We start from the raw sequence: 23,423 nt of genomic DNA on the forward strand, positions 1-23,423 counted from the left end.
ACCATCCCCACATTAACCGTATCTTGTATTCCTAAAAGAGCTTCTTATTTTGATACGAATCGATGAAAAAATGCCCATTGAGACACTCCAAGCCTTTTTAGCGGAGCGTCAATGGTTACAACCCAATGAAAAAATCGACCGACTTTCCAAAGCCGGGGAGGGTAATATGAACGTCGTGCTAAAAGTACACACCGATCAGCGTTCTTTTGTTCTAAAACAATCGCGTGAGTATGTACAGAAGTATCAGGACATCTCCGCCCCTATTGAACGTATCGCCGTAGAGCACGCATTTTATAGTGCTTTAAAACACCAAGACCTGCAAAAACACTTGCCAAAAATCTTGGGCTATGATAAAGATGCCTACCTATTATATATGGAAGATTTGGGCGATTGTAAGGACATGACCTATCTATACCACCAACGGAATATTGACCAACGTCAATTGAATACCCTGGTCGAGGTACTTCACAAAATACATAGCAGCAAGGCCCCCAAGGATTTTCCCGAGAATATGGAAATGCGCCAACTCAACCACCAACACATTTTTGTGCTTCCTTTTATGGAGGACAACGGCTTCTCATTGGACACCGTTCAACAAGGACTGCAAGGTTTGGCCGCGCCCTATAAAAGTAATCCTGAATTAAAGTCGGTCATTTCCGAACTTGGAAAGAAATACCTCAGCCAAGGGGATACCCTACTGCATGGGGATTATTACCCGGGCAGTTGGATGTCCAAAAACGAGGAGATTTTTGTACTAGACCCTGAATTCGGTTTTTTGGGTTTTCCCGAATTCGATTTGGGCGTCATGGCCGCCCACCTTATCATGGCCACACACGATGCGACTTTCGTAGAAAGTTTATCCAAAACGTATCCCGGCAAGCATGACAAACCATTGGTAGCACAAATAGCCAGTGTGGAAATCATGCGTCGGCTTATCGGTCTGGCACAGCTTCCCTTGGAACGCAGTATAGAAGAAAAGGAATCACTTTTGGCCCTGGCCGAAAAACTAATACTGTCTAAATAGCTAACAATATAAAACAATCAACACTTAGTTTTTGAGGTTCAAACATGGTTTTAAAATGTTAAAAAATCTATTCTGTATTTTAAAAAAGTATGTCACTTCGAGTGGATTTTTCGATTGATAATGAGAAAAATTTTTATCGAGAAGCGATATTTTTCCATCGTTTAGTTCTCGATACGATTTTTCGTGCCTCAAAATCACTCGAACTGACGATTCATTAGGTTTTTGATACATATTTGTAAATAGTTCCAATATTGAATGGTAATAAGTATATTCTCTTCTTTCTAGATGACAGTCGGAAATTAGTTGACCCTAAAAGAGTATAAGCCTATGAAAAATCATCATCCAAGCCTTAGCAAATACATTGTTGTCCTTTCGTTGGTTCTAATGTTTTCATGTAAGCAAAACGAGAAGGAAACCCCGATTATACCCGCACCAAAAAATACGGCATACACCTCGGATACCCTACAACTCTCCAAAGAAGCCTATTACGATAGGGTTTTGGGGGCATTGGTGGGGTCCGCCATTGGCGATGCCATGGGCGCAAGTACCGAAATGTGGCACCGGAAGGACATTCAGCTAAAATACGGATACATCACGGGACTTACGCCCGCCGAACGCGTACAGTCCCCGGAGGGCACTTGGGAAAACAACCTCCTCCAAGGTGCCACCACCGATGATACCCGCTGGAAATTTCTCATGACGGAATATTTTACACAATCCGAAGGGGAGCCAAATGCAACTTCCTTTTCAGAATTCATCAACGACTATTACGGGCAACTTACCAAAAACCTTTCCGATACCGGCCTGGCGACCCAAACCGACCTACTCGACCAAAAAATGGAACAGATCGATTGGATCAAGGAATGGGCCCGGGTCTCACTGGCCTACCAAAATGGTATGACCGAATATACCCGTGCCCTAAACCGATTTTACGGTGGTGAGATGTCCTGCGCCGGACAATTGTATGCGCCAATGTTCGGGTTTATCGCCAACAACACGGAGGATGCCTATGCCCTTGGGTACGAGCATTCCCTATTCGATATTGGCTATGCCAAGGACATTACGGCCAGTGTATCGGCCATGACGCATATGGCCCTTAGGACCCAAAACTTGGATTCCATTTTGAACGTAGTTCCCTTTACAGATATGGAGGGCTATCAGGACAGCCGCTTGGTGGGACGGATACCTTACAACATCTGGGTAGCTTCCACAAACCAAATCCGAAGTATCAAAAAGCTTAACAAAACAGGGGCGATCCACAACGAAAATATAGCCGACAAAATCGTCCCACCCCAAAATTATCCTGGTTCCGCCATTGATTGGGAACTACAGGAAATATCCTATGCCTTCTTAGAAAAGGAGCAAAAAGCCATTCCCTTTCATTCCGGGGAAATCTGGCAAATCCTGATTACCGGTCTGGCCTTTGGCGAAGGTGATTTTTTAAAAACGATACAATACATCGTAAACTATGGCCGGGACAATGACACCGTTGCCGCCGTGGCAGGGATGGTCTTGGGTGCGAAAACCGGTTACCAAAACCTGCCAAAAGAGATAAAGGAAGAGGTCGTGAAGGTAAATCGGGATCATCTGGGCATCGATTTGGAGGCCATGGCCCAAAGGATTACCGATTTAAAGTACCCTTAATCCCAAATCCGCATCACCTTACTTTCGGAAAGACTGTCTATTTTCTGTTCGGTGTCCGATGTATTCTCCAAGGTAAGTTCCGTATAATCGGCATTGGGGAAGATTTGGTTCGTCATCACGTACTGACCCTTGTTCAAAAAGATTTCCAAGGAAGACTTGTCCAAGAGCATCCTGACTTCAATGGCATCGGTAGGCAAATTGGGAACGGGCATATGCTGCTTTCCGAGGACAAATTCGGGTTTAAAATCCACCTTCCCAGATTTGGAACGGTCCAACGAAAACATCTTGTCCTTTTGATTTAGCTGTAATACCAGACTATCCCCCCCAGGATTGCTAAAGATCCATTTGCTGTCCAAAGCCTCCATGAGAAAACGAATTTCGGATTGGTTCCCGTATTTAAGGGGGATTTGGGTCCGCTGTTCCGGTTTAAGTGCCACGGGTGTCTCGCCATAGGAGTGCTCCACGATTTCGTCAAAATTGGCAATGGGGTAACTATACAGTTCCAAGGTTCCGTTGTTTTCATGGAGCGAAAGGTTTCGGGGTATCGTGTTGGCACTTCGCCACACTTCGGTGGGCGTGTCACGGGCATAGTCCCAATTGCTCATCCAGCCAATGAAGATTCGTTCGTTTTCGGGTACAATATTGTATGTGACGCCTGCATAGTTGTCCCGGCCCCAATCGACCCATTTGGCCTCTTCTTGGTCGGTCGTAAAGGTGGTGCCATCAAAATCGCCCACAAAATATTGCGTGCCGCTTCCGCCATTGGGCGCTCCAGGGTTGATACTGATGAGGAGAACCCATTTTTCGGTATCGGTCCCCTCAACCTTCAATTTGAACATATCCGGACACTCCCAGACGCCCCCGTGGGCACCTTTGTCCTTCCCAAATTCGCTTACCTTTTCCCATGCCTTTAAATCGTTGGATTGCCAAATCTGTAGGTGGTCCCCCGCTACCAAAAGCATGGTCCAGTTGTTTTTGATTTCGTTCCAAAATACCTTGGGGTCCCTAAAATCGCGCATACCGTCATTTTGAATAACAGGGTTTCCATCGAACTTTGTCCAGCTATCCCCATTGTCCAGACTATAGGCGATTCCCTGGGTCTGAAAATCATTTCTTCCCGCTTTCTCGCCCTCCATATCATGATAGGTGAAAATGGCTACCAAGGGCGGATTTTCTCCCGTTCCAAATCCCGAAGTATTATTGGTGTCCACCACCGCAGATCCGGAAAAAATCAGTCCGTGTTCATCTGGAAACAACGCTATGGGTTTATGCTCCCAATGAATCAAGTCCTTACTTGTGGCGTGGCCCCAATGCATGGGTCCCCAGACGATATCGTCTGGATAATATTGATAGAACAAGTGGTAGATTCCCTTGTGATATACCAAACCGTTGGGATCGTTCATCCATTTTTCCTCTGGGGAAAAATGAAACTGCGGCCGGTAGGCTTCGGTGTAATAGAAAGTTACGTCAGGATTTTCCATAGGTTCATTTTTGGGAGTTTCCTTACATGCATTCAGACACAAAAGAATCAAAAAAATAGGGATGATAGACTTGAACATTACGAGCAATTTAAGATAGGGCGATATGCGACCTTCGCACCTAAAATACTACCTTTGTATAGATGTTACAAAAAGTTTTATCCTTTCTGGTCTTACCGTTCCTTTTGCTTGTGCATTCCCATGCGATAAGGGCGCAACGCAGTTTGGACAACACCCTAAAATTGTTGAACAAGGAGACCGTTCCCTACATCCAACCGGAGAACCTGCAACCCAATGATTCCATTGTACTCTTGGATGCCCGGGAATTGGATGAATTTGAAGTAAGCCACTTAAAGGGTGCCGTTTGGGTGGGCAATTCCGATTTCGACGCGGATAAAGTCCTGCAAACCGTTCCCCAAAAGGAACAAGCTATTGTCGTATACTGCTCCATAGGCGTACGGTCCGAGGATATTGGCGAGAAACTACAGGAATTGGGCTATACCAACGTAAAGAACCTCTATGGCGGCATCTTTGAATGGAAGAACAAAAACAGAACGGTATACAATTCACAGGGTATGGAAACGGACAGTGTACACGCCTTTAACCGTTTGTGGGGACGCTTATTGAAAAATGGGATTAAGGTTTACGAACCCTGAACGACCAATGACGTGCCATCTTAATTTCCTAAAGAAAAAACAGTACTGACACTTGGGTATTCTACAGACCAACAAAAACGAAAAGGACGAAAAAACCATAGATTTTACCTTGGCCAACAGCAAGAACCTGCTCCTCATCTTCACCAGAAACCCGGAACTTGGAAAGGGCAAAAGGCGCTTGGCGGCAACCGTGGGAGACCAAGCGGCCTTGGATATTTATAATTTCTTACTTGAACATACCGTAAAGATTACCTCCGGATTGTACACCGATAAAATTGTTTACTATTCCGATGAAGTCTGGGAACAGGACATTTGGGACAACAAAATCTATGGTAAAAGGCTTCAGGTTGGCGACCATTTGGGCACCCGGATGCGCAATGCCTTTCAGGACGGGTTTGCCAGCGGATATGAAAAAATAGTCATTATTGGGAGCGATATGTACGACCTGTCCCAGGAAGATCTGGAAGAAGCCTTTAGGGTACTAGCGCAAAACGATTTTGTCTTGGGCCCTGCCGAAGATGGCGGTTATTATCTCTTGGGTATGAAAAAGCTTAAGCCTGCCCTTTTTAAAGATAAGGAGTGGGGAACAGAGACCGTTTTAAGGGATACCTTGAACGATTTGGAAAACGAAAAAAAGATACTTTTAAAAACCAAAAACGATGTAGATTATTACGAGGACATAAAGGACATACCTGCCTTTGCCCCGTTTTTAAAAAATAGATAAGCATGCAAAAGAAACAATTGGAAGAATCGGTCGCCTATTTAATATCCAAGGGATTTGAAAACCCGGAAATAGGAATCGTGCTGGGTACCGGATTGGGAAAACTGGTCGAGGAAATTCAGGATCCCATTGAAGCACATTATAACCATATCCCATTCTTTCCCCTCGCTACGGTAGAATTCCACACGGGAAAGCTTCTCTATGGCACCATCGAGGACAAAAAAGTAGTGGTCATGCAAGGTCGGTTCCACCTGTACGAAGGGTATGACTTTCTGGATATTACCTATCCCATACGCGTGATGCACCTATTGGGTATTTCCAAGCTATTCATCTCCAATGCCGCGGGAGCCATCAACCTCGATTTTAAAAAGGGCGATATGATGTTGATCGAGGACCACATCAACTTGCAAGGGGGGTCACCGCTGGCTTTCAAAAACGTGTCTGAATTTGGACCCCGTTTTGTGGACATGTCCCAACCCTACGACAAGGACATGCGAAAAAAACTTTTAGAAATTGCCAAAGAACATGGCATTTCGCTAAAATCCGGCGTATATGCATCCGTGGTGGGGCCGCAGTTGGAAACCAGGGCAGAATACAGAATGCTGAAAATATTGGGTGCCGATGCCGTGGGAATGAGCACCGTACCCGAGGTCATTGTAGCGAATCATTTGGAACTGCCCATTGTGGCCGTTTCCGTACTGACCGATGAATGCGACCCGGATCATCTGGAGCCCGTAAACATATCTGAAATACTGGCCATCGCCGAAGCGACCGAACCCAAGATGGTAAAACTCTTTAGGGAACTGATCAAGCAGCTATAAACGTTTTTGGCCCTACCTGGGAATTTAAAATGCAAAAGGAAGTACCCAATATCAGTATCATCATCCCCGTCCTGAACGAGGAAGACTATATACAGCGGGTATTGGCCAAGATTCTAGAGAATACCTGCACGGACCAGATCATGGAAATCCTGATCGTGGACGGCGGTAGCACGGACCGAACCGTTTTTTTTGCCCAAAAATTTGGAGCCCGGGTTTTATCCAGTGAAAAAGGCAGGGCCAATCAAATGAACTGGGGCGCCAAAAATGCTTCGGGCGATATTTTGTATTTTTTACATGTGGACAGCCTTCCGCCACCGGGTTTCGATACACAGGTTCTAAAAGTGGTTGAGGAAGGAATACGGACAGGATGCTTCCGACTCAAATTCGATTCGCCCAGTCCCTTTCTGGGATTTTTCGCTTGGTGTACCAAAATAAACCGACCTATATGCCGCGGCGGTGACCAATCCCTTTTTGTGGAGAAGGAACTTTTTGAAACGTTAGGCGGATTTGATGAAAACTACAAAGTCTACGAGGACAATGAGTTTATTGGGCGATTGTACAAAAAGACCCCGTTCAAGGTCATCAATGATTATGTGGAAACTTCGGCACGAAGGTATATGGAAAAGGGCATGGTCCGCCTGCAATATCATTTCGCCATGATACACCTTAGGTATTATTTGGGCAAGGGACCCGATAGTCTATATGATTATTACCGAAAAAATATTGCACTCTAGTTATCTTTCCTCATAATCCAGTATCACACCTTCTGAAATCCATTTGGCCAATGCCTGTCTATTGTCCGGGTCCAGAATACGTCGTTGGTCCTTTTCATTACGGATATTCCCGATTTCAATAAAGGTCATGGCCGGATGTGTCTTTTTGACGAGGAACAGGGAAGTACGGTCCTCAAAAGTTCCGGAATAGGTCCTGTTGGGCTGGTACTGTTTGTATTTCGCCTCGAAGGTCTTGTGGATACTCTCCGCCAGCCGCTTCCCATTTTGGCTCTTTTCATGATGGTAAAAGAACACATCTATATTCTGGCCAACGCTCCTGCTGTCCACATGGGTAACGATGAGCCGCTGGTAGGCCCCTTTGTTCTGTTTGTACAAATCGTTCACGATATCCACGCGCTGTTGCAGTCTATCGCGTTGGTTCAAGGGAATGACCTTATCGGGATAGGCGACCTCGTCCCGGTCCATTTCCAGGATACGTTCCTCGCGAATTCCATCGTTTTCATCCCTGATTATAATATACACCGATGCCCCATGCGCCAGAAGTTCCTTGGCCAAACGCAAGGTAATGTCATAGGCATATTCATCCTCCGATATGGATTTGCCCGCATACACGGCCATTGCCCCTGGGTCCGGACCGCCGTGGCCGGATACCAAATAATAGATGGCACCTTTCAGACGTTCGCTCTTGGATAGTACCGTTTTGTGCTTCTCCCCAAAAATATCGTAGGTCTTGGCCTCCACTTCCTTCACTTCCTTGGCCTGCCGCTGGATGGAGTCCACCACGGGTATGGTGTCCATGAGCACTTTGGGGATGGCATAGATCCTACCCTCGTACAAATGAACGCTGTCACGTAGATTTACCAGGTTGATATCTATAAATTCACGGTAATATTCATAGGGGTTCACACCATGTTTTCGCAAAAGGGAATAAATACCGTCGCCTTTTTCCGCAGTAACGGTGGCCAAGGTATCCTGCCCATGTACAGGGAAAAATTGGAAGGAGAAAACAAAAATAAACAAGATAAATTTCCGCATCATACACTTACCAAAATCAAAGTCCATGCCGAAGAATCCAAGATATTCCCCACTAATTTTCAAAATTCAACTGGGAGTAATCCTCTAGAATGCCGTCGTTCAACAGACCCACTAAAGGTTTCTTTTCGGATTTTAGGTTAAATCCGCCCTGTAAGGGTTTGGAACCATCGGTAAAGTTCAAAATTACGATGGGCGGAACCAAGTTGTTGGCAAAATACAAACTGGCGTCGTCCTTAAAGGAATTCGGTTCGTTCTTTTCCTTTACGGGAACCGAGGTATTTTTTCGCAATACGTTCTCCAAAACGGAAGCAAATTGTCTGCCTTCCCTACTTTTAGGATTATGGCTAATACGTACGACCGAATTTTCCCGTGGTCCAAAAGCGTCCTCAATTAGAATCACGCGTTGGTAGGCGCCCTTATGCCTCAAATATTTTTTATTGATCGCGCTGGAAAAATTTCCGTACATCTCCTTTTTTGCCACAAGGGACAGCGAATCCGAAATCGCCGCCGCTATTTTGGAATCCTCCAAAAGATAGACCCGCGCCCCCTTTACCATAAGGTCATTGGCCAATTGGCGTGTGAGTGAATCAAAACGTTTTTTAGATTCGGTACCACCGGAATGCACAAAGTAATAGACCGTATTTTGCAAGGTGGTATCCTTTTGGTTCATCAGGGACAACTCCGTTTCATTGAAAATGGGAGCTTCTACCTCTTCGCCCGTATCGATTCGGACCCCAGTGCGCTTAAAGGAGTCTGGCGCATCCGGAAGAATGTATTCCTTCCCCACAATCAACTCGCTACCGTTCTTGATGTTATCGGCATTCAACTTCAGGAACTGCTCATAGTAATTAATAGGATGGATTCCGGATTTCCGCAAAACGGAAAAGATACCATCACCCGTTTTGGCCACAATGGTATTGGACGTTTCTTGGGCCACGGTTGCATGGATATGAAGTAGAAAAAAGCAAATGGATAAGCTCCTAAAAACGGAACGAGGTATAGGGTTGTGCATGCTGATAGTATTCCTGTTACAAAGATTAACAAAAATAATAGCCCTTTCAAAACAGTGGGCCAACTAATTTTCAAGGGTTTACTCTAAATCAATCCTTATGTAGCCTGTAATAGTTGGCAATAATGGCCTGTGAAGGTTTGTTCTGGGGGGTAAAACGGTTATCCTTTTCCCCGCCGGAACGGTCATGCTGTATGAACCATTTCCAGACGAAGCCGCCGGCGAACCATTCCTCGCCCCAAAACTCCTCAAAAATGGCCTTTTTGGCGTTGGACTGACCCACCATATTTACGCCCTCTTCGGTTCTATCCACCAACCAGGGCTTTTTGGCGGTGTAGTCCATGGATCGGTAGCCGTATTCCGTAAACAGCACCGGTCTTTGTACTTGGAGGGCCAATTGTGAAATTTTCTGTTTCCAAGGCTGCCAACCCGCCTTCAATTCGGTTACAGTAGGTGTTTTGGATTCCGATAAAGGAAAATAGGCATCGATGCCGATGAAATCCAGTTGGTTCCAAAAAGGTGTTCTGGCATATTCGTCCCAGTTGGCCGCATAGGTCAGCTTACCGGAATAGATTTTACGGATTTTCGCGATGAGCTCGTTCCAGTATTCCGGCCGGTTCTTTATAAAGGTCTCCAGTTCCGTCCCGATGCAAAAAATAGGCGCATTGGTCTCCTGTGCCAACGCTGCATAGTTTAAAATAAACTTGTCGTAAGATTCCTCCAGCACCTTCCAATCTTCGGGCGATTTCATGGCGATGGTACCCGTAAACTGACCGCCCCCGATCCAAATCTGGGGTTTTACCATCACTTGGATCCCGTTCTTCTTTAAAAGTTCGATGTACTGTTTTGCGCCTTTTCTAGTTTCCCCGAACCATTGTCTCTCCGTATCGAAAATAATTTCGGGCGAAGCCAAATCACGTATAAAACCAAAGGGCATTACGGCCGCGCTGTTCGCATGGATCTTAATGATCTCGTCTACGTGGGGCTGCGCCGCCTCTTCCCGGGAAGCTACAAAACTGACGCCGTTCCACTTTTTCTGTGCCTTTCCATTACAGCAGAATTGGAGAAAACATACAAGAATTAGACCTAATTTCCTCATAGTGAATCAATCTAAAATCTAAAGTAATGTATTTAGGCTTTCCAAGTAAGTCCATTTTTTAAAGTGAAGTGTTAAACTTTTTATTACTACAAATCATACATGCTATACAAATCAAAGAAATCAAACCTATTTCCATTGGACATTCCTATCTAAATTCTTTATAACTTAACATGGCTTGTTAAGGAATTCGTTTTTAGAACGACCCAAACTATAACTAAATCAACCGGCCCATGGAACACATCGTCATTATTGGAAACGGCATATCGGGCGTGACCCTTGCCCGACACATCCGTAAACTATCCGACAAAAAAATCACCATCATTTCTTCCGAATCCGATTATTTCTTTTCACGTACCGCCCTTATGTACGTGTACATGGGCCACATGAAATTTGAACACACACAGCCCTACGAAAACAACTTTTGGAAGAAAAACAGGATAGAATTAGTAAACGGCTATGTTGAAAAGGTGCTTCCGGACCAAAAAACGGTGTCCCTTTCCAATGGCGACCGCATTGAATACGATGCCCTGGTCATCGCCACGGGCTCCAAACCCAACAAATTTGGGTGGCCCGGTCAGGATTTAAAAGGTGTACAAGGGCTTTATTCCAAACAGGATCTGGAGCAATTGCAGAAAAATGCACCAAACAAAAATGTTTGCAAACGGGCAGTCATAGTTGGTGGCGGACTTATTGGAATCGAAATGGCGGAAATGTTGCGGAGCAGGGACATCCCGGTGACCTTTTTGGTACGCGAAACGAGCTTTTGGAATGGGGTCTTGCCCAGTGGGGAATCTGAAATGATCAACGAGCACATCAGGGAGCACCATATTGATTTACGGTTGGATACCAATTTAAAAGAGATATTATCTGATGAGAATGGCCGGGCCAAAGCTGTAGTGACAGATAAGGGAGAAACTATTGCTTGTGATGTGGTAGGGTTGACCGCTGGGGTAACCCCCAACATAGATTTCCTTAATGATTCCGGTATTGAACTCGGAAAAGGAATCAAGGTAAACCGAATGCTACAAACCAACATCGAGGACATCTACGCTATTGGCGATTGTGCGGAACAACACGAGGCCATTGGGTTGCGTAGACCCATAGAGGCCGTTTGGTATACGGGCAGGATGATGGGCGAGACCTTGGCGCAGACACTTTGCGGCAACCCCACCGAATACAATCCTGGGCACTGGTTCAACTCGGCCAAATTCTTGGATATTGAATATCAGACCTATGGCTGGGTGTTCAGCGAACCAAACAAAAAGGAATATGAAGAACATTTTCATTGGCGACATCCCAAGGAAAAACTTTGTATCACTATTGCTTTCCACAAAGACACTCATGAGTTTTTGGGCATCAATAACTTTGGCATACGATTACGGCATGAACTGTTCGATAGATGGCTGAATGAAAAACGAAGCGTGGAATATGTATTGGAACATTTAAAGGATGTGAATTTTGACCCGGAACTCTATGAGACATATGAGGAGGCCATTGTATCTAAATTTAATCAAGATTTTCACCAAAACATCAGACCAAAAAAGAAAAGTTGGAAGCGGATATTAAATCTTGCCTAACCTTACCAACAGTTAAAAACAACTTGTATGCGTACTCTAGACAAAAGCATGTCATTGGCCGGGGAACCGCCAAAGGCCTTGAACACCAACCAGAAAATATCCGTGTTGATCGGTATGACCGGTCTTGGCATTCTTGTCCTACAACTCTTCAACCTGCAATTGGGCAACAGTGCCCTTTGGCTAAGCATATCACTCCTGCTTATTTTCTTGGGCGTGTTCCTATTTTCCCAAGCGGCCTATGCACATAAACATGAGGGTATCAAAAACGATGGGGTGTGGTTCAAGTCCATTTCTAGCAGGGGCTTTTTAGGCTGGTTGACAGGAATTGCCCTGACGGGATTTTACATCGTACTTTATTTTTATCCGGAATATCTGGGTTTGGTTCAGGATGGGGATAACAAGGGTGTGATTGCCCTTTTTGACCCATTGAGCAAGGCTTTGAGCGGGAATCCTGCCAGTCAGTGGTTCGTATATGGAGCCTTATATACTTTGGGCATACTGGCCTTTGGGTTAAAATTTATGTGGAAATACCGGCATAACGGCTACCAACGTTTGCGAACGCTAAGTGTTATGTTCTTCCAGACGGCCTTTGCCTTCATCATTCCCGAAATCATGGCTCGGTTAAACGGGGACCTACCCTATTACGACCTCAAGAATATGTGGCCACTGAACTACTATAATTTTGAACGCTACCGGATAAACGGTTTTATAGATGCTGGGGATATTGGTTTGGCCATGTTGCTTTTTGGTATCCTCTCCATTTTTGTGATTTCACCTATTTTGACCTATAAATTCGGGAAACGATGGTACTGCTCTTGGGTGTGCGGTTGCGGTGCCCTGGCGGAAACGGTGGGGGACCCTTTTAGACAATTGAGCGATAAGTCCAAATTTGCCTGGAAGGTAGAAAGATGGGTAGTGCATAGCGTAGTAGTATTTGTAACCTTAATGACCACGGCCGTTATCTACTCCTATTTAGGGAACGATACCAGCAAATACTGGTTGACCAAAACCACCTTTCTTATTGGGGTATCCGTAATACTGACTGCAGTTTTCGCTTGGGCCATGATCTATAAAAGGGACCAACTTGAAAAGGATGCCCAGTACGGGGCCATAGGCTATTTTACCATCATTGCGGTGCTGATCGGTATGCACTTCTTTAGCGGTGACGGCAACATTTTCATATTCAAATCCAATACACTTAGGACCACCTACAGCTTTTTGATCGGTAGTATCTTTTCGGGTGTTATTGGTACGGGGTTCTATCCCATTTTTGGTAGCAGGGTATGGTGTCGCTTTGGGTGTCCCATGGCGGCCATCCTAGGATTTCAGCAACGCTTGTTTTCCAAATTTAGGATTACCACCAACGGGGGCCAGTGTATTTCCTGTGGCAACTGTTCCACCTATTGCGAGATGGGCATCGATGTACGCGCCTACGCCCAAAAAGGCGAGAATATCGTACGATCCAGTTGTGTGGGCTGTGGTATTTGCTCGGCGGTTTGCCCGCGGGGCGTACTCAAATTGGAAAATGGACCGCAGGAGGGTCGCATCAATCCAACCGAAATACTTTTGGGCAATGACGTTGATTTAATGAAGTTGGTGAATAGGAAGTAGTTCTCGAAAGGCCTGCCTTTAGCGGAGTTGTAACACTTGGAAAGACAGTCGAATAACACAGTGTCACGCTGAGCCTGTGGAAGCGCAGGTCAATAAAAAAGTTTACTGAAATTTTATGTTTTAGGTCCTCAAAAGGCCTGTCCTGAGCGTAGCCGAAGGACTTGGACTGACAGTCGTACATTATATGTCACGCTGAGCATGTCGAAGCGCATAAATTTGGTCCATATTAAAAGTGCCATCCCAAAAAGATGGTAAGTTATTGATACTTTTGCGACCTAATTACTTTTAGATGGTCAACCGCCTTTTCAATTAAGATAATGAAGGACATTAAAGTCATTATACCCGCCTTCAACGAAGCAGATTCCATTGCGCACGTCATCCACGACCTTCCAAAATCGGTTTCCGAAATAATAGTTATTAACAATGCATCTACCGATGCAACCGTTGAAAATGCCCGTGCCGCTGGGGCTACGGTGCTCACCGAGACCAAGAAAGGGTATGGGTATGCCTGTCTTTGCGGTATGGATTACATCGCCAAACAATCCAAACAACCGGATATTATCGTATTTATCGACGGAGACTACTCCGACTATCCGGAGGAATTGGATAAAGTTGTAGCTCCCATTATTGAAAACGATCTTGATTTTGTTGTAGGGGCCAGAAAAAAAAGTTTGCGGGAGGAAGGTTCCATGACCCCGCAACAGGTTTTTGGCAACCAATTGGCCACATTTTTAATGCGCTTGTTTTTTGGCTCTAAATTTACGGATTTGGGACCTTTTAGGGCGATAAAATACGAAAGTCTCAAAGAATTGAAAATGGAGGACAAAACGTACGGATGGACGGTAGAAATGCAATTGAAAATTTTGCGAAAAAAAATGGCATATACCGAAGTACCAGTGCGTTACAAAAAAAGAATTGGTGTTTCAAAAGTGTCCGGTACGGTAAAAGGTACTATCTTTGCCGGAGTAAAAATATTGGGTTGGATCTTTAAATACAGTTTAAAATAATATGGCAATTACCATCTCTTACATTATCATCGCGATCTATAGCATTGCACTGCTGTTGATCTTCTTTTACAGTTTGGCCCAATTGAACCTTTTGGTCAATTACCTTACCCAAAAAAGAAAAAACCAGACCGCTCCAAAATTCAATTTGTTGGACCCAAGGGAAATTCCATTTGTGACCATTCAGCTTCCCGTGTACAACGAGGAATACGTGATGGAACGTTTGTTGGAAAACATTGCCAAGATTGAATACCCAAAAAGCAAGTTGGAAATTCAGGTGTTGGACGACTCTACGGATGACTCCGTGGCGGTTACCGCAAAACGCATATCCGAACTTCAGGAAACTGGATTGGACATACAGCATATCCGTAGAACGGATAGAACGGGCTTTAAGGCCGGCGCCCTAAAGGAAGGACTAAATATTGCCAAAGGCGAGTTTATCGCTATTTTTGATGCCGACTTTATGCCGTCTTCGGATTGGTTGAAGAAAACCGTTATCTACTTTAAAGATCCGGAAATTGGTGTGGTACAGACCCGTTGGGGCCACCTCAACCGCGACTATTCAACCTTGACCAAAATACAGGCCTTTGCGTTGGATGCACACTTCACCTTGGAACAAGTAGGTAGGAATGCCAAAGGACACTTTATCAACTTTAACGGAACCGCTGGTATCTGGAGAAAAGAAACCATTTTGGATGCCGGTAACTGGGAAGGTGACACCTTGACCGAGGATCTGGACCTAAGCTACCGTGCCCAATTAAAGAATTGGAAGTTTAAATATTTGGAGGATGTGGAGACACCGGCCGAACTTCCTGTCGTAATCAGTGCGGCCCGTTCGCAGCAGTTTCGTTGGAACAAGGGCGGCGCGGAAAACTTTAGAAAGACCGTTTGGAGCGTAATCAGCGCCAAGAACATTCCTTTTAAAACCAAATTTCATGGTGTCATGCACTTGTTGAACAGTAGTATGTTCCTTTGTGTGTTCACTGTGGCCTTGTTGAGTATTCCTATGTTGTACATAAAAAACATGTACGGGCACTTGGCGTGGGTATTTGAGGCGACCAGCTTCTTTATCCTTAGTACAATCATCCTTTTTATCTGTTATTGGTTTACCTACAAGAGCGTACAGGGCAGTAGTTTCGACAATTTTGTGGACTATATAAAACTGTTCTTTACCTTTTTCTCGGTGGCCTTGGGCTTTTCTTTGCACAACTCCATCGCGGTGTTGGAGGGCCACATGGGCAAAAGAAGTGAATTTGTACGTACACCCAAATTCAATATCAATAACCTGACACAAAGCTGGAAGGGCAACAAGTACTTGGCCAAGAAACTGTCCCCCAACATGATCTTGGAGTTCGCCTTAATGTTGTATTTCCTTTTTGGCATGTACAGTGCGGTACCTTTAAACGATTTTGGACTGTTCCCGTTCCACTTTATGTTGTTCCTAGGGTTTAGCTTTGTCTTCTTTAAAAGCTTAACGGCCAGGGCATAGAAATTATAGATAGCTTAAACAAAAAAAGGACGGCAATTGCCGTCCTTTTTTTGTTTAAGTACCATTTTGTTAAGTATATTCCATTTTTATTGGGTGTATAGACCATTAAAATCCATTAGATTAGTATTCGTAAAACGGGTATAAACGTACCTAGGTACGTTTATGCGATTGTTGGCAATAATTTAACACTACTTACTAAATATGAATTTTAATCTTGATAATTTTTTATTTAACACACCAATCTATACGAAAATAAAAATAGAAGAGACTGACCAAAACGAATTCGAAAAAATAGTTTACAGCTATCGTAATATAAATGTCGAGGGATATAATCCTTGGCGGAAAGTTGAAACGACATTTGCTATTTCTAGAACTTTAAGATATGCTGACAACGATTTTCAGACAAATGGAGGTTTTGCAAGTGTTGAAATACAATGTAAAAGATATAATGATATTTTTAGATACTATTGTTTGTGGGAGCCAGAGTCACAAATTCTTATGAAAGTTGGACAATTTCCATCTGTTGCAGATCTACATATCGGCGAGATAAAGCAATATAGCAAGCTTCTCAATTCAGAGAAATTGAAAGAATTTACACGAGCTATTGGATTAGCTGCTAACGGAGTTGGAATTGGTTCTTTTGTCTACCTAAGAAGAATTTTTGAATTTTTAATTGACAAGGCTTACGAAAAAGGACTTGCCAATAAAACTGTAGACGAATCCAAATTTCAGAAAGCACGAATGGATGAGAAAATCGAATTGCTTAAATCTTATTTACCTTCATTTTTAGTAGATAATCGAACAATGTATTCAGTACTTAGTCTTGGTATTCATCAACTAGATGAAAACACTTGTTTAGAGCATTTCGATACATTAAGGGTCGGAATAGAAATTATCCTTGATGAACAACTTGACGAATTAAAAAAGAAAGAGAAAATTGAGGCAGCGAAAAAAAAGTTACAACAGCTAAAAGGTAAAATTGGGAAATAAATACTATTGCCAACCCCCGCTACCCCCCCGCTACCGCAGGCATCCATTCGTGTGGTCCCATTAAACAATAGTACTTCTGTTTCTCTTTTTAGCATAGCTCCTCAAAAGGGTTAAAAACCATAAATTCCACAATCCTTAGGTTCATGTTCATGGCAATACAAGGGATTATATTTTATGAGCTGGGGGTTTTATTAAAATACTGCTTTGACCAGTATTGAGCTAAATGGCCGCAAGAATCCATTCCCACGGCATCGATTGTCCTTTTTGTTTTGATCTGTTATTTTGTCTAAATTCCTTATGTTCTTGGAACTGAGAAAAAACAAAATTGTTACAAATGTAATGGCGGATAAAAAGAAACTATACAAAATAGCCTTCGGACTGGCGGTATTTACGATCATCTACAACGTTGCGGAGGGACTGATATCAACGTATCTGGGCTTTGAAGATGAAAGTCTGGCTCTTTTTGGTTTTGGTTCGGATAGTTTTATCGAGGTGATTTCCGGACTCGGGATTGCCCATATGATTATAAGAATCCAAAATAATCCAGATAGTAAACGGGATGATTTTGAGCGTACAGCCTTGAGAATTACCGGAATTGCCTTTTATATTTTGGTCTATGGACTTGTAATTACAAGTATTTTCAACATTTGGACAGGACATAAACCGCTTACAACGTTTTGGGGAGTCGTGATTTCAGCCATATCAATTTTAATTATGTGGATATTGGTCGTTTGGAAAAGGAACGTAGGAAACCGACTCAATTCTGCACCAATTTTAGCCGATGCTAATTGTACTATGGTTTGCGTTTACATGTCCATAATCCTACTTGTGAGTAGTGGTATTTATGAACTGTTCGGAATTCCATACATAGACAGTCTTGGAACGCTGGGACTTGCATACTTTGCCTTTAAGGAAGGAAAGGAGTGTTTTGAAAAAGCAAAAAGCGACAAGAATTGTTGTTGCGATTAAAGAATCGGTGTTTCATTAAACCCAGATGGAACAAGGCTTATAAAAGCGATTCTGTTTGTTGAAAAAGAGGGCAAGAGGCCCGTAAAACCAGTCTTTAAGAAACGTGGAAAAAACAATGTTATGGTAAACTGATTTTTTAGTGTACATTTAACACTAATTAAATCTGTAATACCGAACAAATTATGAGACCATTTTTAAAGACGTGTACGCTATTTCTATTTTTTGCGGCAATAAGTTTTACCTCCTGTAAATCCGACCCAAAACCAACCGCAGAAGTAGATTTGGTAATTGAAACCACCAACGGGAAGATAACCGGAAGCGTAAATGATAGCGTTTATGCCTACAAGGGAATTCCCTATGCCAAGGCAGAAAGATTTATGCCTCCACAGGATCCAGTGGCTTGGGACGATGTACGCGAATGTACGGATTTTGGGCCTGTAGCCAGACAAGTAGTGCCTTGGTATCCTGATGAGATGCAGAGCGAGACGGATCTGTTTAGCCTGAACATCTGGACCCGTGGAATAAAAGACGGTCAAAAACGTCCCGTAATGGTTTGGTTACACGGGGGTGGATTTTTTGTGGGTGCCAGTAACGACCCCATGACTTATGGAGAGGCCTTGGCCAAGAAAGGAGATATTGTAATGGTTTCGGTCAATCATAGATTAAACATTCTAGGATTTCTTGACCTATCCGCTTATGGCGATTCCTATGCACAATCGGCAAATGTGGGCATGCTGGACATCGTAAAAGCATTGGAATGGACCAAAAACAATATTGCAAAATTTGGGGGTGATCCCGCAAATGTGACTATAGTAGGCGAATCCGGGGGCGGAGGAAAAGTGGGTACCTTAATGTGCATGCCAGCTGCGAAAGGATTGTTCAACAAGGCGATTATACAAAGCGGCACCTTGATAAATTCAATGACCCAAGAGAAGTCACAGAAACTGGCCGCAACCGTGCTTGAGAAATTAAACCTTACCCCAGAAGACGTTAAAAAGCTGGACACCATTCCCTATCATGATCTTGTGAAAGCAGGAAATGAGGCCGTAGCCGAAATTTCGGGCCCTAGAATTCCGGGTTCATCCGGAATGTTTGGTTTTGCACCCTCTGTAGATGGCGAGGTATTGCTTCAACAACCATTTAGCCCAGGCTTTGCCGATATTTCAAAAAACATTCCCGTGATGATCGGTTCAACCTTGAACGAGCTGATGCCTGTCGCCTATGGAAACAAGACACTGACATTGGAACAGGCCAAGGACAGTCTGGCCAAGGAATATGGAGACAGGACCGATGAATTTGTATCGTTATACGAAAAAGCGTATCCGGATTATACTCCTCAGGACCTGTTGTCCATAGATAAAATGTTCAGGCCTTATACCATTCGTACTGCCGATGCCAGGGCCGAAGAAACAGATGCACCTGTATACGCGTACCTATTGGCCTGGAAAAGCCCCGTTGAAGATGCCTCTAAGGGTTCGTTCCATGGTTTGGACATTCCCTTGGCCTTCAATACGGTCGATCTAAGGTCAGACTGGACCGGCAATGGAGAGGATGCCTGGGCACTGGCCGACAAGATGAGTTCTGCCTGGATCAATTTTGTAAAAACGGGAAATCCCAACGTACAAGGGGTACTTCCAGAGTGGGAACCCTATACCGCGGACAATGGCGCCACGATGTATTTTGATACGGAATGCCGCATAGTGCATAACCATGACCGGGAGTTGATGAAAATGATCAGGCCACTGGATTAGCCGGTTATTTCAAGTTTGCATTTAAAAGGAATCTGAACCAATGAACAATATAGAAAAGGGGCCATGAACTATGGCCTCTTTTTATTTAGGGGGAAACTGGCAAGGTCGAATGATCTCTTTAGGCGGTTCCTAGGCATTATCCTTTTCCCCTTTAAAGACCTAACTGCCAGGGCCTATCAATTAAAAATAGCTTAAATGAAAAAGAAGGGCTATCGCGATTCTTTTTTTTAATGTAGAATCATTTTGTTGACCATAATCCATTACTATTGGGTGTATAGAATATTAAAATCCATTAGATTAGTATTCGTAAAAAAGAAATAAACGTACTTAGGTACGTTTGTCTTTTCTTATTATAATTCTGGAGATAGACAAAATGATTAATTTAAAACTTTAAAATATCGAGTGATGAAAAAAATCAAATACGAAAAGAAGATAAATTCTTCATCCCAAAATATCTATGAAGCGATGCTAGGGTTAAATGATAAATCCACCTATGAATATTGGACATCAGCTTTTAACCCAACATCAACTTTTGAGGGAAGCTGGAATAAAGGAAGTAAAATTCATTTTATCGGATTAGATGAAAATGGTAAAAAAGGAGGCATGGTTTCGGAAATTGTTGAAAACAAACCTGCCGATTTTGTTTCAATTCGTCACTATGGTATTCTGGATGGAGAGACTGAAATAACAACTGGGGAAAAGGTAGAAAAATGGGCTGGCGGACTTGAAAACTATAAGTTCAAAGAAAATAATGGAATCACTACCGTAATTGTGGAACTGGATGTTGTTGATGAATACCTTGACTACTTTGATAATACTTATCCCAGCGCATTAGACAAATTGAAAGAGATTTCAGAAAAATAAAACTGCACCTAACAAAGAACTAAGTTAAAAAACAAGTTCTTTTAGTTCAATTTCGATACATAGTTCTCATCATAGGACAGCCCAGATTTTGCAATGTTAGCCGCTTGTTTCAAAATTTATTGTCTTTGCTCATCTAGCCCAACTGGATAGCTGCAATTCCAAATTTGAAAGGATAACCATATTTTTCTAAAGGGCTTTCGTTATATTTCATTTAAAATCCATATAAAGTAAGAAATGCACCATACAAACATGCAGAAGGTCGGAAGCCTTATCTTGGCCCAATGAAAATAGACCTTTTTAACTCACATTACTTTACTCGCAGTACGGTCACAAACGCGATTAAATAGCATACAATTTTAGGAATGCAACCCATGGCAAACAAAGCTTCTTCACAAAACTTAAATTCCATGAACTGGTATAATGAACCAAGCTCCTGGAACATTTCAGACGACAAATTAGAATTGTTCGTAACCCCGCAATCAGACTATTGGCGTAAAACACATTATGGATTTACGGTAGACGATGGTCCGTTTTATTATACTGTCAGAGGTGGCGAGTTTGAGGCCACCTTAAAAATTACAGGTTCCTATAAAACCCAATATGACCAAATGGGGATGATGTTACGTATTAACGAAAAACATTGGATAAAAACTGGAATTGAATATGTTGACGGCATGTATAATTACAGTACCGTAGTAACGAACCGTCAAAGTAGCTGGAGCATTATTAGATTATTGGAAAGACCTAAATCCGTATGGATTAAGATTATTAGAAGATTAGATGCGGTAGAAATATATTATTCCCTGGATGGCAAGGACTATGCGATGAGCAACCTATGCTATCTAAAAGATAGGATTCCGGTAAAGGTGGGTATGATGGCGGCAAGTCCAGATGGAGATGGCTTTAAAGCCATCTTTGAAGGGTTTACCATCAAACATTTAGGGGACTTGAAAAGATTGGAATGGTTGGAAAGAATAAAAAAATAACCATTGTCAAACTGCTTAAAATAACAATGCTTCTTATGCGTGGACTAAAACCAATGGATAAATGAGGAATCATTTTAAGGCCACACGCCTAAAATAGACCATTATAGCCTAATTCACGATAGATTTCTATGGCCAATCTGCCGCAGCATTCCTGAACTTATGAAAAAAAGGACATGGTAAATTATTCTAAAAACAACTGCCAATAATCGAGATCATTGAACTAATTACTAAAAGTTATTTCCAAAATTTGACCTCTAGAGCATTTTACTTGGCCCTTTTATTTTTATCAACCTTTAGGAGCCTTCTTCTTATTATTGATTTCCAGATTTGCTATATTTCAGCTTATTTGTCCGATTTTCAATTTTCGGTCTTAACGTAATCAACCATGAAAACATCCCTGAAAAAATTAGCCATCGCCTTAATCCTTCTGTTTACCTCCTATTCCTTTTCCCAGGCCATATTGGAAGACGAACGCTATGTTCCCGAAACGGATCCCTTGGTGCTGGAAAAACTGGACCAGTGGCAGGATATAAAATTCGGACTCCTCATGCATTGGGGGCCCTATAGCCAATGGGGCATTGTAGAATCATGGTCCATTTGCCCGGAGGACTACGGTTGGTGCGAACGTACCAAAGGAAGTAATCCCCAGAATTATTTTGAATATAAAAAGGAATATGAAGGGCTAAAAAAGACGTTTAACCCCGTAAAATTTGACCCGGATAAATGGGCCGATGCCGCCAAGGCCGCCGGAATGCGCTATGTGGTCTTTACCACCAAGCACCATGATGGGTTTTCCATGTTCGATTCCAAGTATACGGATTATAAGGTAACGGACCCGGAATGCGCCTTTAGCCAACATCCCAAGACAAATATCACCAAGGAAATTTTCGATTCCTTTAGGGCGAAGGATATGTGGGTAGGTGCCTATTTTTCCAAACCGGATTGGCACCATGAAAACTACTGGGACCCTTATTTTCCGCCACAGGACAGGAATGTAAACTATGACCCTGCCCTATATCCTGAAAAATGGGAAAAGTACGTACAGTTCACGCATAATCAATTGTTGGAATTACTGACTGACTATGGCAAGGTGGACATTATTTGGCTCGATGGCGGTTGGGTCAAAAAACGGGATCAACAGAACTTGGAGGAAAACTATGCGGAAAAGTTTACCGAAAACGCTTCGGGAAATGGTTTCATAAAACACAGAATGGTATCCCAGGATATCCGCATGGATGAACTGGTGACCAAGGCCCGTGAAAAACAACCCGGGCTCATTGTCGTGGACCGTGCCGTTTACGGAAAAAATCAAAATTACCTCACCCCGGAAAACCGCGTACCGGAAAAGGAACTGCCCTACCCTTGGGAATCCTGCATCATTTCAGGTGATGGCTGGTCCTACACGCCGGATTCCAATTACATGACAGGTAAGGAGGGTATACAAATGTTGGTGGATATTGTGGCCAAGGGAGGTAATCTGTTGTTGAACATTGCCCCATCGCCTGAGGGGGAATGGGACCCGGGTGCCTATAATTTGCTCCAGGAATATGGAAAGTGGATGGACATCAACAATGAAGCCATTTACAATAGCCATACCCTGGCGCCCTACAAAGAGGATAACATTTGTATGACCCAACAGAAGGATGGTACAACCTACTTTCTGTACCTCGCGAAGGAAGGGGAAACGGAAATACCGGCAACGATTCCCATAAAATCGCATCGGCCCAAAAAAGGAAGTACCGTAACGCTTTTGGGATATGATGAGGTTTTAAAGTGGACGCCCCAAGGGGAAGGCTTCGTGGTAAACATTCCAAGATCCATCCGGAAGAATCCCCCTAGCGACCATGTATGGACCATCAAGGTTACCCAGTTGGAATAATCCAGTAACATAGTTTTATGTAGGTCTACAAAAAGCTTTCATCGATAGCAGCTATAAAAAACTTTCAGATTTGGTATCTTTC

At 43.3% G+C, this 23,423-nt stretch carries 20 protein-coding genes; 16 read left to right on the forward strand and 4 right to left on the reverse strand.

Annotated features, from left to right (window positions below; translation table 11 throughout):
• Positions 1 to 49: 49 nt before the first annotated feature.
• Entirely contained in the window at positions 50 to 1,024 is a 975-nt protein-coding gene (locus tag ACZ41C_RS04950) for a phosphotransferase (RefSeq protein WP_464564781.1), read from the forward strand.
• Positions 1,025 to 1,351: 327 nt separating this feature from the next.
• Complete coding sequence (locus tag ACZ41C_RS04955; protein ID WP_464564783.1) at positions 1,352 to 2,668, forward strand: ADP-ribosylglycohydrolase family protein; 1,317 nt, start codon at positions 1,352 to 1,354, stop codon at positions 2,666 to 2,668.
• On the opposite strand, the gene ACZ41C_RS04960 is transcribed toward ACZ41C_RS04955, so the two are convergent.
• On the reverse strand, positions 2,665 to 4,149 hold the full coding sequence (locus ACZ41C_RS04960) for a glycoside hydrolase family 32 protein (RefSeq protein ID WP_464564785.1): 1,485 nt from the start codon (positions 4,147 to 4,149) through the stop codon (positions 2,665 to 2,667). The genes ACZ41C_RS04955 and ACZ41C_RS04960 overlap by 4 nt on opposite strands.
• A 140-nt stretch (positions 4,150 to 4,289) precedes the next feature.
• On the opposite strand from ACZ41C_RS04960, the gene ACZ41C_RS04965 reads away from it, so the two are divergent.
• From ACZ41C_RS04965 to ACZ41C_RS04980, 4 genes are read left to right on the forward strand one after another with little or no spacing between them, the layout of a single operon-like run.
• The gene (locus ACZ41C_RS04965) at positions 4,290 to 4,802 is read left to right on the forward strand and encodes a rhodanese-like domain-containing protein (protein ID WP_138257061.1); all 513 of its coding nucleotides are present in this window, start codon (positions 4,290 to 4,292) and stop codon (positions 4,800 to 4,802) included.
• A 58-nt stretch (positions 4,803 to 4,860) separates the two neighbouring features.
• On the forward strand, positions 4,861 to 5,526 hold the full coding sequence (locus ACZ41C_RS04970) for a TIGR04282 family arsenosugar biosynthesis glycosyltransferase (protein WP_464565701.1): 666 nt from the start codon (positions 4,861 to 4,863) through the stop codon (positions 5,524 to 5,526).
• Between the two features lie 2 nt (positions 5,527 to 5,528).
• Positions 5,529 to 6,344, forward strand: a complete 816-nt coding sequence (locus ACZ41C_RS04975; protein ID WP_464564788.1) for a purine-nucleoside phosphorylase — start codon at positions 5,529 to 5,531, stop codon at positions 6,342 to 6,344.
• Between the two features lie 29 nt (positions 6,345 to 6,373).
• Positions 6,374 to 7,078, forward strand: coding sequence for a TIGR04283 family arsenosugar biosynthesis glycosyltransferase (locus ACZ41C_RS04980; protein ID WP_464564790.1), 705 nt, complete (start codon positions 6,374 to 6,376; stop codon positions 7,076 to 7,078).
• Here ACZ41C_RS04980 and ACZ41C_RS04985 read toward each other — a convergent pair whose 3' ends face one another.
• From ACZ41C_RS04985 to ACZ41C_RS04995, 3 genes are all read right to left on the reverse strand, one after another.
• Positions 7,079 to 8,113 (reverse strand): N-acetylmuramoyl-L-alanine amidase family protein, encoded by a 1,035-nt coding sequence (locus ACZ41C_RS04985; RefSeq protein ID WP_464565703.1) that lies wholly within the window; start codon positions 8,111 to 8,113, stop codon positions 7,079 to 7,081.
• Between the two features lie 52 nt (positions 8,114 to 8,165).
• Positions 8,166 to 9,125 carry a hypothetical protein gene (locus ACZ41C_RS04990; protein ID WP_138257056.1) on the reverse strand — a complete coding sequence of 320 codons (960 nt, stop codon included), beginning with the start codon at positions 9,123 to 9,125 and terminating at the stop codon, positions 8,166 to 8,168.
• Positions 9,126 to 9,213: 88 nt separating this feature from the next.
• Complete coding sequence (locus tag ACZ41C_RS04995) at positions 9,214 to 10,221, reverse strand: glycoside hydrolase family 113 (protein ID WP_464564793.1); 1,008 nt, start codon at positions 10,219 to 10,221, stop codon at positions 9,214 to 9,216.
• 230 nt (positions 10,222 to 10,451) lie between these two features.
• On the opposite strand from ACZ41C_RS04995, the gene ACZ41C_RS05000 reads away from it, so the two are divergent.
• The 10 genes from ACZ41C_RS05000 (at position 10,452) to ACZ41C_RS05045 (ending at position 23,341) form a co-directional block, all read left to right on the forward strand.
• Positions 10,452 to 11,798 (forward strand): NAD(P)/FAD-dependent oxidoreductase, encoded by a 1,347-nt coding sequence (locus ACZ41C_RS05000; protein WP_138257054.1) that lies wholly within the window; start codon positions 10,452 to 10,454, stop codon positions 11,796 to 11,798.
• A gap of 27 nt (positions 11,799 to 11,825) precedes the next feature.
• The gene (locus ACZ41C_RS05005; RefSeq protein WP_272636800.1) at positions 11,826 to 13,409 is read left to right on the forward strand and encodes a 4Fe-4S binding protein; all 1,584 of its coding nucleotides are present in this window, start codon (positions 11,826 to 11,828) and stop codon (positions 13,407 to 13,409) included.
• 317 nt (positions 13,410 to 13,726) lie between these two features.
• The gene (locus tag ACZ41C_RS05010) at positions 13,727 to 14,416 is read left to right on the forward strand and encodes a glycosyltransferase family 2 protein (protein WP_138257052.1); all 690 of its coding nucleotides are present in this window, start codon (positions 13,727 to 13,729) and stop codon (positions 14,414 to 14,416) included.
• Position 14,417: 1 nt separating this feature from the next.
• A complete protein-coding gene (locus ACZ41C_RS05015) occupies positions 14,418 to 15,902 on the forward strand; it encodes a cellulose synthase family protein (RefSeq protein WP_464564796.1) in 1,485 nt (494 codons plus the stop codon).
• Positions 15,903 to 16,103: 201 nt separating this feature from the next.
• Positions 16,104 to 16,892 (forward strand): hypothetical protein, encoded by a 789-nt coding sequence (locus ACZ41C_RS05020; protein ID WP_464564798.1) that lies wholly within the window; start codon positions 16,104 to 16,106, stop codon positions 16,890 to 16,892.
• 339 nt (positions 16,893 to 17,231) lie between these two features.
• Entirely contained in the window at positions 17,232 to 17,861 is a 630-nt protein-coding gene (locus ACZ41C_RS05025; protein ID WP_464564800.1) for a cation efflux transmembrane domain-containing protein, read from the forward strand.
• A 182-nt stretch (positions 17,862 to 18,043) separates the two neighbouring features.
• Complete coding sequence (locus ACZ41C_RS05030) at positions 18,044 to 19,612, forward strand: carboxylesterase/lipase family protein (RefSeq protein WP_464564802.1); 1,569 nt, start codon at positions 18,044 to 18,046, stop codon at positions 19,610 to 19,612.
• A gap of 405 nt (positions 19,613 to 20,017) precedes the next feature.
• On the forward strand, positions 20,018 to 20,476 hold the full coding sequence (locus ACZ41C_RS05035; protein ID WP_464564804.1) for an SRPBCC domain-containing protein: 459 nt from the start codon (positions 20,018 to 20,020) through the stop codon (positions 20,474 to 20,476).
• Positions 20,477 to 20,883: 407 nt separating this feature from the next.
• Entirely contained in the window at positions 20,884 to 21,462 is a 579-nt protein-coding gene (locus tag ACZ41C_RS05040; protein WP_464564806.1) for a DUF1349 domain-containing protein, read from the forward strand.
• Positions 21,463 to 21,847: 385 nt separating this feature from the next.
• Positions 21,848 to 23,341, forward strand: a complete 1,494-nt coding sequence (locus ACZ41C_RS05045; protein WP_464564808.1) for an alpha-L-fucosidase — start codon at positions 21,848 to 21,850, stop codon at positions 23,339 to 23,341.
• Positions 23,342 to 23,423 lie beyond the last annotated feature (82 nt).

The organism is Maribacter sp. C-4077, assembly GCF_055378385.1.

What these genes read in the sequence shown, in the direction of transcription:
- ACZ41C_RS04975 (WP_464564788.1), top strand. Translation starts at nt 5,529, where the DNA reads ATGCAAAAGAAACAATTGGAAGAATCGGTCGCCTATTTAATATCCAAG.
- ACZ41C_RS04985 (WP_464565703.1), bottom strand. Translation starts at nt 8,113, where the DNA reads ATGCGGAAATTTATCTTGTTTATTTTTGTTTTCTCCTTCCAATTTTTC.
- ACZ41C_RS04960 (WP_464564785.1), bottom strand. Translation starts at nt 4,149, where the DNA reads ATGGAAAATCCTGACGTAACTTTCTATTACACCGAAGCCTACCGGCCG.
- ACZ41C_RS05045 (WP_464564808.1), top strand. Translation starts at nt 21,848, where the DNA reads ATGAAAACATCCCTGAAAAAATTAGCCATCGCCTTAATCCTTCTGTTT.
- ACZ41C_RS05005 (WP_272636800.1), top strand. Translation starts at nt 11,826, where the DNA reads ATGCGTACTCTAGACAAAAGCATGTCATTGGCCGGGGAACCGCCAAAG.
- ACZ41C_RS04990 (WP_138257056.1), bottom strand. Translation starts at nt 9,125, where the DNA reads ATGCACAACCCTATACCTCGTTCCGTTTTTAGGAGCTTATCCATTTGC.
- ACZ41C_RS04980 (WP_464564790.1), top strand. Translation starts at nt 6,374, where the DNA reads ATGCAAAAGGAAGTACCCAATATCAGTATCATCATCCCCGTCCTGAAC.
- ACZ41C_RS05025 (WP_464564800.1), top strand. Translation starts at nt 17,232, where the DNA reads ATGGCGGATAAAAAGAAACTATACAAAATAGCCTTCGGACTGGCGGTA.
- ACZ41C_RS05020 (WP_464564798.1), top strand. Translation starts at nt 16,104, where the DNA reads ATGAATTTTAATCTTGATAATTTTTTATTTAACACACCAATCTATACG.
- ACZ41C_RS04955 (WP_464564783.1), top strand. Translation starts at nt 1,352, where the DNA reads ATGAAAAATCATCATCCAAGCCTTAGCAAATACATTGTTGTCCTTTCG.
- ACZ41C_RS05040 (WP_464564806.1), top strand. Translation starts at nt 20,884, where the DNA reads ATGAACTGGTATAATGAACCAAGCTCCTGGAACATTTCAGACGACAAA.
- ACZ41C_RS04995 (WP_464564793.1), bottom strand. Translation starts at nt 10,221, where the DNA reads ATGAGGAAATTAGGTCTAATTCTTGTATGTTTTCTCCAATTCTGCTGT.
- ACZ41C_RS05010 (WP_138257052.1), top strand. Translation starts at nt 13,727, where the DNA reads ATGAAGGACATTAAAGTCATTATACCCGCCTTCAACGAAGCAGATTCC.
- ACZ41C_RS04965 (WP_138257061.1), top strand. Translation starts at nt 4,290, where the DNA reads ATGTTACAAAAAGTTTTATCCTTTCTGGTCTTACCGTTCCTTTTGCTT.
- ACZ41C_RS05035 (WP_464564804.1), top strand. Translation starts at nt 20,018, where the DNA reads ATGAAAAAAATCAAATACGAAAAGAAGATAAATTCTTCATCCCAAAAT.
- ACZ41C_RS05030 (WP_464564802.1), top strand. Translation starts at nt 18,044, where the DNA reads ATGAGACCATTTTTAAAGACGTGTACGCTATTTCTATTTTTTGCGGCA.
- ACZ41C_RS05000 (WP_138257054.1), top strand. Translation starts at nt 10,452, where the DNA reads ATGGAACACATCGTCATTATTGGAAACGGCATATCGGGCGTGACCCTT.
- ACZ41C_RS05015 (WP_464564796.1), top strand. Translation starts at nt 14,418, where the DNA reads ATGGCAATTACCATCTCTTACATTATCATCGCGATCTATAGCATTGCA.